Origin of the sequence: Streptomyces sp. WM6378 (assembly GCF_001279695.1) — a bacterium.
In the GTDB taxonomy this organism is placed as follows: domain Bacteria; phylum Actinomycetota; class Actinomycetes; order Streptomycetales; family Streptomycetaceae; genus Streptomyces.
The window spans coordinates 23,679-37,691 of record NZ_LGDD01000326.1; the positions used below are offsets into that span (position 1 = coordinate 23,679).

The 14,013-nt window shown below is 69.1% G+C and carries 5 protein-coding genes; 2 read left to right on the plus strand and 3 right to left on the minus strand.

The window, feature by feature from the left end:
- Positions 1-67: 67 nt before the first annotated feature.
- Positions 68-2,017, plus strand: coding sequence for a DUF4157 domain-containing protein (locus ADK54_RS47940; RefSeq protein ID WP_420717460.1), 1,950 nt, complete (start codon positions 68-70; stop codon positions 2,015-2,017).
- A 23-nt stretch (positions 2,018-2,040) separates the two neighbouring features.
- Complete coding sequence (locus ADK54_RS34760; RefSeq protein ID WP_053729780.1) at positions 2,041-2,661, plus strand: hypothetical protein; 621 nt, start codon at positions 2,041-2,043, stop codon at positions 2,659-2,661.
- 1,467 nt (positions 2,662-4,128) lie between these two features.
- Here the strand turns inward: ADK54_RS34760 and ADK54_RS34765 are convergent.
- The 3 genes from ADK54_RS34765 to ADK54_RS34775 are packed head-to-tail and all read right to left on the minus strand — an operon-like array spanning position 4,129 to position 13,991.
- Positions 4,129-6,387 carry an MMPL family transporter gene (locus tag ADK54_RS34765; RefSeq protein ID WP_053729804.1) on the minus strand — a complete coding sequence of 753 codons (2,259 nt, stop codon included), beginning with the start codon at positions 6,385-6,387 and terminating at the stop codon, positions 4,129-4,131.
- Positions 6,384-7,550 (minus strand): polyketide synthase dehydratase domain-containing protein, encoded by a 1,167-nt coding sequence (locus ADK54_RS34770; RefSeq protein WP_053729781.1) that lies wholly within the window; start codon positions 7,548-7,550, stop codon positions 6,384-6,386. The genes ADK54_RS34765 and ADK54_RS34770 overlap by 4 nt, the downstream gene beginning before the upstream one ends.
- A 6-nt stretch (positions 7,551-7,556) precedes the next feature.
- Positions 7,557-13,991 (minus strand): type I polyketide synthase, encoded by a 6,435-nt coding sequence (locus ADK54_RS34775; protein ID WP_053729782.1) that lies wholly within the window; start codon positions 13,989-13,991, stop codon positions 7,557-7,559.
- Positions 13,992-14,013 lie beyond the last annotated feature (22 nt).

Sequence of the window (14,013 nt, forward strand, 5' to 3'; positions counted from 1 at the left end):
GCGGGAGTGGCCACTGGCCTGCGCCCATCCGCTCAGATTCCGGGCGCGCAGCCCGTGAGAGGATCCGATGCACGCCAACGAACAAGCCCACATGGCAGACCGCTCGCCGGCCAAGGCTTCGTCCCCGGCCAGAGGGGGCGCGGCTAGCCTCTTGGCCCTGCAGGCCAGTGCGGGTAACGCGGCCGTAGTGCAGATGCTCCGCCAGGCCGGACACCCCTGGGCCCAGCCCCAATTCGAACAGCACCAGCACAACGCCGGATGCGGACATCAAGGCGAGAAGCCCGCCGTGCAGCGATCCGCCGTCCACGACGTCCTGCGCACCAGCGGCCGTCCGTTGGACGACGCGACGCGCGGGGATATGGAGGCTCGGCTCGGTGCGGACTTCTCCGACGTCCGTATCCATGACGACGGTGCGGCCAAAGCCTCCGCCGCTGAGGTCGGTGCCCGCGCGTACACCTCAGGCAGCCACATCGTGGTCGGAGAAGGAGGCGCTGACAACCACACGCTGGCGCACGAGCTCACCCACGTGATCCAGCAGCGTCAGGGGCCCGTCGCCGGCACGGACAATGGTGCCGGACTTCGCGTCTCCGATCCCTCCGACCGATTCGAACGCGAGGCGGAGGCCACTGCACAACAAGCGATGGCCCTGCCCACTGCCGTGCAGCGCCATGCCGCCCGGACCGCACCTGGGCCCCTCCCGGCCCCGGCGTCGCCGGCGCAGCCCGTGGTGCAGCGAGCATGGACGCAGGGGACCATGCAAGGTGACGATCCCGTCTTCCAGCCGGACGGCGGGCGGGCCGGCACCGTGAGAGTCACGAACCTGCGCGGCATCCCCCTGGGCGACGGCGCGAACCACCCGACCAATGCCGGGGATCCGATCGGCTGGGCCGCTCTCCTCAGCCAGGGTCTACAGCTGGGGGGCCAGATGCCTCAGGGAAATCACTACAATGCCGTTCGTATGCATCTGTGGAACGGGCGCCTGGGCGGACCTGGAAACAATCGCTTCAATCTGGCTCCGGGGCCCGCGCTGGTGAATTCGCAGATGTCGGCCCAAGCCGAGAACCCGGTGAAGGATCTGGTGGCGTACGGGTACACCGTCGACCTCATGACGCAGGTCACCTACCAGAACGGCCCCGGCAACCCGCTGGATCTGTCGACTGTCGTACCGAACCACATCTCCATGACGTGGCAAGGGCGAAAAGCCCAACATGCAACGGTGAACGAGACCTGGTCGTCCCACATCACGCTGCCAGTCGCCGCGATCGCTGCCGCGGCCATACAGCACTACCAGAACCTTCCAGCCACGCTGCCGGCCGCCCAGATGCTGCTCACCGACCTCGCGACCCGCAGCGACCAGTTCCGCGGAGAGGTGCTGACTCTGGTCCAGCCCTTCCTGAAACGGCACATCATGGAGGCATACCCCCACCTCTACCGAGCTCAGACGGCGGGGGACAAGGGAGCGTTTCTCATGCTCCTGCCTGCCGCGGACAGGCATGCTTTCCTGAACCTGGTGCTGGCGGGCGATGAGAATGCATGGCTTGAGCACTGCTTCGGGCCGTTGATAGCGGTCGGTCACAACGCGGCCGTCCAGGACGCCTTCGCGACCAGAGCACTTCCCCAGCAACGGGAGTGGATCGTCCGATGTGTCACCGATCGCCACGTGTTCCTGGCTGCTCTCGGCTTCCGGGCGGATGCGATCGCTTCCCAGGACAAACTTGTGTACGACTACTACCCGCCCGCCGAACGGGCCCGTCTCGCCGAAGCGATGCATGGACAAGGGCTGATCAACGGGTTCTTGCAGAATGTCTGCCGCACTGATCCGGAAAAAATGCAGGTGCTCACCGATTGGGCCCAGAGCGGCTCAGCACAGGACCCTGTCGGGTTCCTCGACGCCCGGGCGCACCTGGACCAGGTTTACAAGGATGGGTTCAGACAGCGCATGAACACGCTTGCGGCAGCGGAAGCCGCAAGGACGGCCAGGCCGACCAGGTCCCAGAGCAGGTTGGGCGGATTCTAGACGTCACGAAAGGAGAGTCAGCGATGAACGGTACATACAGGGACCGCATAGAAGCACGCATCGGCGAACTGGAGGCTGTTCCGGGCTTCTCGGTGAAACGGTGTGACGTGGCTGCCCCCGCCTCGCAGGGCCTCGTCGACAGGGTCCGGTCGGAGGCCGGCGGACACCTCCCGGCGGGAGCCGAGGAATTTTACCTGCAGGTGAACGGTTTCAGGCTGGAGTGGACCTATCTGGCGTCGGGAAGCGACGGCGAGGCGACCGACGAGGGATCCGTGAACATTCTCCCCGTGGAGAAGGTGTTCTCCGAATGGAAGGACGCCGTCTGGTTCGACAGCTTTGAGGGGGGCGACCGGTTCAGGGCGGTGAAGCCATTCGATCTATACATCCCGGAGGCGTGCGGTGCCTTCTTCCAGCCCCTGGGGGAGCGGCCGAAGAACACCGTCTACTTCCACTACCTCGGGGAGTCTCTGACCGAACTGCCCCTTTCCTTTACGGACTATGTGGACCAAGCACTGAACACCTGCGGATACCTCGGATGGCACACAGCGCTGACTTCGCTCGACCCTGAGAGCGATCCCGTGCTGACCCGCATGCGCGACATCGTCCCCAGCTTCTCCGACCGCCTCTTCATCGCACGCCCGTGAACGCGGCGTCGAACAGCCATCGTTGATGCCGCCGCATGCCCGCTCCCAACGCGCCGCATACCGCATGGCCCTGGACGTGACTCGGGTGCGCCTTGCGGCACGCGAACGGCAGTCGAACGCCACCTGGTCCCAGCGCCGCCGCGCCCGTCTGCCACCTGAGCAGCGGCCGGGCGCCGTCTGCCCTGTCCTCAACGGCGGTCAGCCCCAGCGCCCACGCGAGCATTGCTCCAACACGCCGCCAGCCGATCTGCTGCCCAGGTCAGCGTCCTGAGCCGGACCTCACTGTCTCAGGCTGATGCCACAGCCGTGAGGTCTTACAAGCGTGGCTTCTTCTTTCGCCTTCGCGGATGAGGGCAGTCACATCAGTCGAGCACGGCCATGCTGGCGGAGTCGGCCACTGGCGAGTTCTGCTCCCACCCGGAGCCGTCAGCGTCGAAGAAGCGCAGTCTGGGAGTCTCCGGTTGCTTGTCCGGGGTGGTTCTCGGTTGGGTGTCCGGTGAGTTGTTGGCGCATGTGGGGCTAACTCATTTGTGTGTGTGAGGGGAGTTGGCTGGGTGGTTGCTGTGGTCTGGTCGTGGACAGGTGATGAGCATCGGCTGGTCACTGGGTGAGAATTGCCTGGTCGGTGGGGTGGGGGTTCTGGCCTGGCCGTCGACGGTGATGCGTTCGGTGTGCTGGCACGGGATGACGGTGCGCTGTTCCCGCTCGACGTGCTGCGTGAGCGCCGCCAGGCCCCGTGTGAACGCCTCCTCGCCGCGCCCCCTTTCTTCGCCTCGCCGGGCGCCGGTGCCTTACGGGCCTGCATGGCCGGTTGCACACCGCACGTGGCGAGTCGCTTCTGCTGCTCGGCGTTGAGCCGGCCGAAGTCGCGTTGCTGGCGGGTGAGCCACCGGCCGATGTCGTCGCCGCGGTAGGTGACCCCGGGCACGACGCTTGTCAGCAGCGCCCCGTCGTCGAGGAGCGCGGCCAGGCCGACGTAGTGCCGCTGCCAGTCCACCGACCACGCCAGCACCGCCGGGTTCCGGTCCGGATCGACCGCGGCGAGCTGGGCAGCGCGCCGTTCGGCGCGTACCGGGTCCTTGCCCGGGCGTCGGGTTCGGCTCCGGCTGCTGCGGCGGTCCGGTCGACGGCGGGCTGCCGGGCTTCGGTACGAGTGGTGGCTGCTCACCGGGTGCCGGCTGTCCTGCGGGTTGGGCGGGCGTCGGTGGGTGGCCGGTGGAGCTGCGCCCGCTCAGGCGGACATCCCGCCAGTAAGAAAGGCGCGAGAGCACAACGACGGAGCATTGACGCGGTGCACTTCCAGTGGCACGGGAGACTGAGGCTGGTGGACTTCTTCCGATCACTCGGTGTGTCAGCGAGCCCACCGGTACCAGGGGTGGACACGGAGAACTGCTCCGCGCGGGAGACACCGAGTGCAGGGTCGGGCGGTGGTCCTCCCGGAGTCGCATCCGGCCGGGGAGAGGCCAGTCACGCCACCGCCTGCGATTTATCCTCGGTAAGACCGAGCCGGGCGTGCGCGTTGCGTAGGGGTACCGGGCACCACCAGTTCGCCCTACCCGCCATCTTCATGATCGCGGGAACCAGAAGCACCCTCACCAACGTGGCGTCGACGACAACCGCGAGGGTCAGCCCCACACCCAGGAGCTTCAGCGGGGTGAGGTGAGAGGTGGCCATTGACGCCATGGCGATGGCGATGACGAGGGCCGCGGCCGTGAACAGGCGACCGGTTCGTTCCAGCCCGACGGCCACGGCGGCGGCAGTGTCGCCCGTACGGCGGTGCTCCTCCACGATCCTGGACAGCAGGAACATCTCGTAGTCCATCGACACCCCGAAGGTAAGGCAGAACATCAGCACGGGAAGGAGAGTGTCCGTGGTGCCCGTGACTAGGAAGCCGCCGACCAGCCATTGCAGATGGCCATCCTGGAACACGTAGACGATCGCCCCGAACGTGGCAGTGAGGCTGAGCAGGTTGACCAGCAGGGCCTTGATCGGGATGAGGACACTGCCGGTGAACAGGAACAGCAGGACGAAGGTGACCAGCCCGATGATGGCGACGGCTTCGCCGAGCCGGTCGCCGACGGCCGCTTTGGTGTCCACGAGCGCGGCAGCGTCGCCGCCCACGAGCGCGGGCACCGGAGAGGGCACCGCCCGTAGTGCGCCGACGAGCTCGCGGCCTTCGGCGGAGTAGGGCTCGGCATCGGTGGCAACCGAGAGCCAGTCGCCGCCCGGGCCGGAGAAGCGGGCGGACAGCGGTGTGGGCGGGGTCCGCAGGATTCCTCCGATGTAGGAGCCCGTTGCGGTGTCCACCCTGAGCACGTGCGGCGCCAGGGACACCTGGCGGGCGTAGTCGGCCAGCTCGGGCGACGACGGCGAACCCGTGAGGCCGGGCAGCACGATGCTCGCCATGGCTGTCGCCTGGACGTCGAAGTCGTTGCGCATCACCTCGGTGGCCTGGTGCACAGGCGAGGAGGCCGACAGCACACGGTCGTCCGACAGGCCGAATTCGACACGCTGGAACGGACTGGCCATGGACAACAGCGCAAGGGGCACCAGGGAGACAGCGACGAGGGGACGACGCATGACGATCCGTGCGGTGCGGTAGAAGAAGCCGTGCCCGCGCTCAACGGCAGCGCTGTCCCGGCGTTTCCCGGCGGGTGACAGCTCGCCGCGCCGCCGGTTGACCCGATGTCCGGCGGCCAGCAGGCACACCGGCAGGACGAGTACGGCGGTCAGCCCGGCCAGGGCCGCCACGCTCATGCCCGCGTATGCCAGCGAGCGCAGGAAGTACATCGGGAAGACGAGCAGCGCCGCCATCGAGAGCATGACGGTCAGGGCGGAGAAGAACACGGCCCGGCCGGCCGTGCGCAGGCTCTCCAGGACGGCCTCCTCGACATCGCGTCCCGCGGCCAGTTCCTCCCGATGGCGAGTGATGATGAACAGGCCGTAGTCGATGGCCAGTGCGAAGCCCAACGCCGTGGTGAGGTTGACCGCGAAGATCGACACCTGGGTGAACTCGGTGAGCGCGCGCAGGATCGTCAGTGTGCCCACCACCGCGATGCCGCCGACGGAGAGCGTGAGCAGAGCGCTGACGACGTTACCGAAGATCCGGACGAGGACGAACAGGATGAGCGGGGCGGCAACGAGTTCGGCACGTACGAGGTCCAGCTGGCTCTGGTCCTCAAGCGCACGGTTGGCCATCGCACGGCCGGCGACGGTCGTCGTCAGCGGCGCCGTACCGGAGGCGACTTCCCTGCCAATGCTTTCAGCTGCGTTCGTCACTTCGTGTTCGTTGCCGAGCAGTCGCAGGCTGATGAGCGCGTTGCGACGGTCGCGGGAGCGCAGTGCCGGTTCGTGCTGCGGCCAGTACGAGTCGAGGTGCTGCACCCGGGAATCGGTGCCAAGCCGTTGAGTCAGGCGCACACCGGCGGCCGCTGCCTGCGGCTCGTCGACGGACCGGGGTGCGGTGACGAGCAACACGAGGTCGGGGTTGCCCGACCGGAAGTGCTCTCGCAACATCGCGTCCGCGCGGGCCGAGTCCGAGGTCGCGGGAGTCCAACCGCCACCGCAGAGCCGGCCGAACACGCCCAGGCCGAAGATTCCCAGAGCGATCGTCACCAGCACCATCAGAGCCAGGAACGCGTTCCGCCTTCTGGACAGCATGCGCACCAACCGCTCCGAGCGGGGAGCCCGGAGCGGGCCGACGACCTTGTTGAGTGTGCTGGTCATCGCGCACCACCGGAGCACACGGTGACCTTTTCCCCAGTGCTGTCGACCGCCACCAGGTGACACTCTCCGGACGCGGTGCGGGCGGAGCGGAGGTCATGGCTCACCTCCACGGTGGACGGGTGTACGCCGGCCAGTCGGCTGACATGGCCCTTGACCGCGATGACAGCCAAATGGTCCCTGCCCCGGGACCCGGGCGGCAGGCCCAAGGCGTGCGCGACGGTGCCACGTAGCCAGTCCACCGCGTCGATGTCCCCGGCGACGACTTCCGTCGCTCCGTCGGCGGCCAGGGACAGCCCCACCCCTTCGACCGGACGACGGTGGGCGAGGAAGTCCCGCCGCTCGACGAGCGAGGCGGGGGACAGTGGCCCGACGGGCAGCAGGACGCTGATCAGCCGGAGCGCGGCAGCGACCCTCCCGTCCACGCAGAGCTGGAGGTCGATCGCCACTGTGGGACCGAGGCTCGCGTCTGCGGAGTCGAAGCCTGCGAAGCGGGCCTCGGCTTCGACCTCACCGGTCTGAGGCAGGGCTTCGAACAGCTCCAGAGAGGCCACCCGGAGGGGATAGGCGACCTTGGCGTATCCGACCTGCGGTGCCCATCGCCACAGGCTTGCCAACGGAATCACCTGGACCAGCGCGTCCAGTACCCCTTGGTTCAGGCATCCCTTCGGCACTGTTCCGCGTGCGGTGTCGAGGACGCCGGAGGACCCGGTCGCCCCGATGGCCAACGACGTCAGGTACTGGAACGCCGGCCCGTGGAACAACTCCGCCGCCGCGTACGGGTCGGGCTGGTCCACGGCGTCCGGCAGCGGGGCGAACCGCCCGGGGCGGTGCCCCGGACGGGCGCCCACCAGTACGGTCCCGGTTGCCACTTCCTCGAATCGGGACAGCGTGGGTGTCGCCGCCTCCCGCCACATCAGCAGCTTCACTTCCAGCCCCGCTTGTGAGGGTGCCACCTCGGTCCGGAGCCGGACGGCTTCGGTGAGCGGAATCCAGCGCCGGAGCCGAACGTCATGCGCGGCGAGCACGCTCTGGCCGGTGTGGTCTGCCGCTGCCTGCGCCAGCCGGTCGACGACGGACATCAACGGCAGCGTGGGGAGCGTCCAGGTCGGACAGTGGTCGTTGACCCAGATGTCGACGGCGGGGTCGAGCGTCTCCTCCGCCACGGGCGCCTACCTCTCTCCGAGTACGACGCGGACGCCGAGTCCGCGGGCGTGGTAGATGCAGGCGTCGTCCGCCCAGAGTCGGGCCTCGGCGATCGCATAGGGTCCGCGTGCGTCGTCGCCGACCTCCAGGATCTCCAGGTCCACCCTGATCAGGCGGTTGGCCGGTGTGATCTGCCCGCGGTACTTCCAGATCACGTCGGGGTCGAGCGAGACGGGCTCGAACCGGGGATGCGGCACCCCGTCGGTGAGGCCGCGCTCGATCAGGTAGAACTGGAGCAGCTGGCACATGGCCTCGATGCCAAGTGAGCCCGGCTGGACGGGGTCCTGGAAGAAGTGGGCCTTGAAGAACCACTCGCCCGCGTCGACGTCCTTCTCCGACCGCAGTCGGCCCAGCCCCGCGCTGCCGCCTTCGGGCCAGTATCCGGTGATCCGGTCGAGCATCAGCAGCATGGGGCCGGGCAGCCGGGCCGCACCGGCGAAGTAGCGGACGGGGCTGGTGGTGAGGTCGACCGTGCGCTCGCAAGGTGCCTCCAGTGCGGCACGGTCACCTTCTGAGACCGGTAGGCCGACCTGGTGGCCGAAGGCAGATGACGGGAAGAATCCGAACACCGTCGAGAGCGCGAACACCTCTTCGTCGTCGGCGAAGCACCGCACCGCGAACGACACAATGATCATCTCTCCGCTCTGCGAGATCGTGGTCAGCTCCGCCTCGGTGCGCACGGTCCGGGTCGTCGGAGTGATCTGGCCGGTGACCGTTCCGGTTCCGTCGAGGTTGCGGAACAGCAGATCGGTCTCCGTGGTCAGCGGGCCACCGGCGTAGCAGGCCAACCACCCGCACGGTTGCAGCGCGATCTCCATCAGCACGGCGAACGGCATGACCTGGTCGCCGTTCTGCTCGAAGTACCACACCTGGTCGGGCACGTCGTACTCGGCGATCACGCTGCTGCCCTGCCGCATCCCGCACGGCGGCCCGGTCACGGAGACGATGCGGGTCATGAAGTGGTAGGGCGGCCCGGGCAGTCGCGCGATCCTGCGGGTGCCGTCGAAGTCCTGGGCCCCGGCACCGAACGCCTCGCTCGGCCTTCCCCACGCGCACGCCAACAACGACGGGTAGCCGAAGGCAAGCCCCTCATCGGACACCGCAACCGCCTTGGACTCTCGATGGCCGACCAGTCCGCCGAGGGAAGCGAGCGGCACCGGGGCTCCGCCGATCTGCTCCCTGTGCCCGCCGAGCTGCCGCCACTGCGAGAGCGGCCAGTCCGGCACCAGCTGGAGCGCGATGTTCTGGCCATGGAACGCCTTCACGCCATCGACGGTGCCTAGAATGTCGGCGTAGAGCGTCGGCTCCGGGCCGGCCGAGACCCCGTGCACAAACACCTCGTACACCACCTTCTTGCTGGCCCGTGTGGCTTGCCCACGGCATTGGGCGGTGTAGGGCCGCCCGCCTGCCGCCTCGAAGCGCCAGCCGTCCCTGGCGACGGTGAAGCCCATGGCCGCCAAGTAGAACGCCATTGCCTGCAGCCCGCCTTGAAGCATCAGGGTGCCCGGCATGCACGGGTCGTTCTTGAAGTGCCCCTCGAAGAACCAGTCGTCCGGCGAGACGGGAGTCTCGGCGCGGAGATAGCCGCGTCCCCAGGGCCCGCCGGCCGGGTCGAACTCGGTGACCTCGTGCAGGAGCAACAGGCGGCCGTCGTCGAGGCGGGGTGGGCGCACGTGTGACCTGGTGATGTCCCAACCCGGGCCGAAGCAGTCCGCCGGCCGACCGTCGGCGAAGGCCCGCACCTGCTCGGCGGTGAAGGACGATCGTGTGCAGTGCACTGCCGGGGCATCGAGCGGGACGTCCTCGGCCGGTGCGACGGTTGCCGGATCCCAGCGCACTCCATCGGTGTTGTCGAGCTCTGCCTTCGTAAAGAAGCCGGCCTGTCCATTCCGGACGCTCAACCGGAGTTCGTCGCCGACGAAGCAGTCGTAGTGGAAGAAGAACAGGCGGACACCATTGTGCTCGGCGTGTCGGTCGATATGGATCTCGTACCGCAGTGTCTCCCCGGCCTGGGGCCGGCCGCCGTGGTAGGTCAGTTCGCAGCCGAGCAGCCGATAAGCCCGTTCGCCGCGGTTGAGCAGGTCGATCCCGAGCCAGCTGATCAGCAGCAGATCTGCCTGTCCCGCCTCGATCATCAGGCCCGCCGGGATGCGTCCGGTGGCGTCGAGGTACCAGCTGTCGAGGCGGACGTCGGTCTCGGTGCAGATCGTGCCGGTGGCGTGCTCCGGGCCGAGTTCGGCCAAGGAAGCGGGTACCGCATCGATGTCGGTGACCCGGTCGACGAGGAGCATCGGCGGCTCGGGCATCCTGGTCTGCACCTCGTACGCGTCCTGCCCGGCGAACTTCGGCCCGAACAGGGTGGAGACGGCTTCCGAGGCCAGGTGTTCCAGCTGGGACCGGTCGAACACGGGCCCCGGCAAGCGGTTCGGCCGGCCCGCGTCGGTGGGTGCGGGCGGGGCGGGCTCGGCCGGATGCAGGGCTGGCGGCGGCAGCGATGGCGCCCCTGTTCCCGCCGCCTGGATGAGCGCGGCGGTGAGGCGGGCCCTGGTCTGCAGGAAACGCTGGTGCGACCGCAGTTGTTGGGCGAGGGCATCCTGATGTACGGCGATCACCCTGTGGGTCTGTCGGGCGACGAGCGTGCGCAGGTCCGTCGCCGGTGGCTCGGTTGCGGCGACGGAGGGAGGGAGCAGGTTGCCGGCGACGGGCTCTGCGGCTCGGCGTGCCGTGGTCGGTTCCAGCCGGGGGGCCCTGGGCATGATCATCGCGGGTTGGTCGAGGGACGGCAGCGTGATCTCCCTGTGGGCGGGCACCGTGATGGTGGGGACGTCCTCGGTCTGTACCGGTGTGGCCTCCCGCAGTTGCTCGAAGAGGGCCTCGGCGTGGACGGGCACGCCTGCGGCGACAAGTTCGGCGACGGCGAGGTACAGCTGCCGCAACCCCCTGTCCTGGGCGTCGAGTGCCACGGCCACGTGCTCGCGGTCGCCCAGGGTGCGCTCGATCCACCCCGTGCACAGGCCGCGCGGCCCGTGCTCGACGAAGACACGGACTCCGTCGGACCACGCCCGCTCGATCGTCCCGGCGAAGTCGATCATGCCCACGCCCTGCGCGGTGACGGCATCGGCGGCACGGACCGCCGTCGGGGTGTACCAGTGTGTGGAGGCCCCACTGTAGAACCGCACCCCTGGCACCGCGCTGGTGGGACGGTGGTGGAGGTTCCACCAGCGGTCGCGGACCTCGGCCAGTTCCGGAGAGTGGGCGGCCAGGTCGTAGTCGACCGGAATGACATGGGCGGCACCGATGCGCGCCATGACGGCGGCACACGCCCGTGCTTCACCGCCGACCACGCATGCGTCGGGGGCGTTGACCGCCATCAAGTGGACTGCACGTTCGTCCGCGAGTTCCGCACGGACCCGGTCGATGGATGCGGTGACCAGGTAGCTCGACCATCGCTCGCCATCGACACCGACCTGTGCCCAGGCCCGGCGAACGCCCCGGAGCTCTCCGGTGAGCTCGTGGGTGAACAGGCCGCTCTCCCGGGTGTCGTGGTGCAGGGCCGCGACATCCTTCCACGCCCCCAGGGCGACCAGGGCGGCCGACTCGCCGGAGGAGTAGCCGATGGCGGCGTCCGGTCGCAGTCCGAGCAGGCCCCGGGTCAATTCGGTGTGGACGGCGGCCAGCTGGGCCGCACCCCAGATCTGGTCGAGCACCGTCGCCTCGGAGCCGGCTTGGAGCCTCATGAGCGCAGAACGGTGCCTGGCCGCGACCGCGTCGCCCAGGGCGGGCAGGGCCAGCATCAGCTCGCGGCCCATGCCCGGGTGTGCGGCTGATCCGTTGGTGAAAACGAAGGCGACCTCGCCCGTCACCGGCGCGTCGCGGTAGGCCACGCCGGGTGGTCTGACGCCGCCCTCGGCGAGCCAGCGGTGCACGGCGTTCCGCTGCTCCCGGGGATCGCCGTCCGACACGACGGCCAACCGGGCCGGGCCCGCTCCGGACTCGGTGCCTGTTTCCAGCGCGGCCAGGACCTCCCGCCGGTCCCGGCCGGAGTACACACGCAGTCGTGGCGTCGGCCCAGGGGCCCAGGGGCCGGTGTCAGCGGCCCTCAGCCGTACCCCCGTCGGGGGTGCTTCCATCGGCGACACCACGACGCGCGCGGTACGCAGGCCAGGATCGGCGTCGGCGGGACCTCCCGCGCGCGGGAGTGCGCGGTGCCGCAGGGCGGTCGCCGCGACCGCGACCGCGAGCAGGCCCGAAGCGGCGTGGGGACGGCCGAAGAGTTCGGCCGGGTCGAACGCGGTGTCCACGCCGTCGCCGAGAACGAGGTCCGGCTCATGGGCGGCTGCGTCGTCGAGCAGGGCGAGTACGGTGTCGCCGTCCTTGCGGGCGTCGGTGAGGCGTTTGAGAACGACCGCCACGGCGCCGTCCCCGGTGATGTCATCACGTCGGAGCTCGCGCAGGGCCGCCTGGTGGACCGGTTCGCAGGACAGGTCGACGGCACCGACGAGCGCGGCGTCGGCCTCGCCGGCTCTGAGCGCGCGTGATGCGAGCTCCAGTGCAACGAGGCCGGAGGCTTCCTCGGCCGAAACCACGTACCCGGGACCGGCGAGGTCGAGTTGGGTGTTGATCCGGTTGGCCACGAGGTTGGGCAGGGTGCCCACCACATGCTCCGACACCGTGGGCTCGTCGAAGGCGTCTCGGAAACGCGCGACCAGTCCAGAGTCGGCGGACTTCCCGGCCTTCTGCAGCCAGGACGGCGCCCGCCAGCGTGCGGTGGCACGGCAGAGCACCGGATCCACTCCCGCCCCGATGACGACCATGGTCCGCTCCCGCGGCGTGGTGACGTCCCGCACCGCTTCCCGTGCCACTTCGAGCATCAAGATCTGCTGGGGCAGCGTCTGTTCGACCGCTCGCGGGGGAAAACACAGACCCGCCAGGGCCACGTCGATCTTCGTTGCCGGGCTGCTCCGATGACCGTCGAGCACCGCACGGCGGAAGTCGTGGGTGCCCGCCCCGTCCCCGACCCGGGCGGCGATGGCCACGATCGCTACCGGCTCGATCGGTGGGCGCGGGGGTGCTGTCGCCGCGACGGCGCCGGTACCGTCCCAGGCGTCCACGATGAGGTGGGCGTTGGTGCCTCCGAAGCCGAAGGCACTCACCGCTGCCCGGCGAAGCCCGGGCCACTGTTCGGAATCGCTCAGTACCCGGAGCGGTGTGCCGTGCAGCTCGGCCAGGGGCTCCTCAGCGGCGAGCGTGGCCGGTCGGACGCCCGCCTGGAGTGCACCGAGCACCTTGAGCAGCCCGCCGGCGCCGGCCGAGGCCAGCAGGTGCCCGACGTTGGATTTCACCGAACCGATGGGTACATCGGTGCTGCCTGCGAAGACGCTTGCCATGCTGCGGACTTCCACCGCGTCCCCGACCGGAGTGCCCGTAGCGTGGCATTCGACGAGCGAGACGCTTCGCGGTTCGACGCCCGCCATAGCGTAGGCCAGGCTCATCGCCCGCTCCTGGCCCTCCTGCGCCGGGCTGAGCAGCCCTTTGCCGCGCCCATCGTTGGACAACCCGATTCCCCGGATCACCCCGAGCACCGGCGTCTTCTGCGCGAGTGCGTCGCGCAGGCGCATCAGGGAGACGAATCCGGCGCCCTCGCCGTGCAGCAGCCCATCGGCGTCCCGGTGGAAAGGGCGGCTGCGACTGGTGCGGCTCATCGCGGACAGGCCGCAGAACCCCACATGCAGGAACAGGTTGTCGACCCGGTTGACCGCGCCGGCCACCATGACGTCCGCCGTGCCGTCGTGCAGACGGTCGCAGGCCAGCTTGATCGCGTACAGCGACGAGGCACAGGCGGCGTCGAGCGCGAAGGCACCCGCGCCGAGCCCGAGTGCCTTGGCCGCGAAGTGCGCGGGAAGCCCGGAGGAGAAGCGGTTGCGCGGGTCGGGCCTGGTCCGCCCCAGCCCGGACAACAGGGACGGTGCCCCCTCGGAAAGCCACACGTGCTCGGCGAAAGCCGTGCCGGCGCTGGTGGGATAGGACAGGTTCCCCAGCACCAGTCCCGCACGGGCCGACGGTCCTTCGTGTCCGGCCTCCCGCAGCGCCTGCCGAGCGCCGTACAGCACCCAGTGGAACAGCGGGTCCAGGCCGAGAATCTGATCAGGAGCGACGAGGAAGCCGCTCGGGTCGAACGCCGAATCGAAGTCCCGGACGTAGCCGCCGACATCGGTCCATGTGCGGTCTACGTGGTCGTCGACGGTACCCATGGCCCAGTGGTGCGGCAATCGCCACCGGCCGTCCGGGACCTGCGACAGGCTGCAGCGGCGTGCGGCGATGTTGTCCCAGAAAGTGTCGGGGTCGAGCGCGTCGGGGAATACGCAGCCCCGGCCGACGATGGCGATCGGTTCGAATCCCATACCAGTCTTCTCATTTCACGAA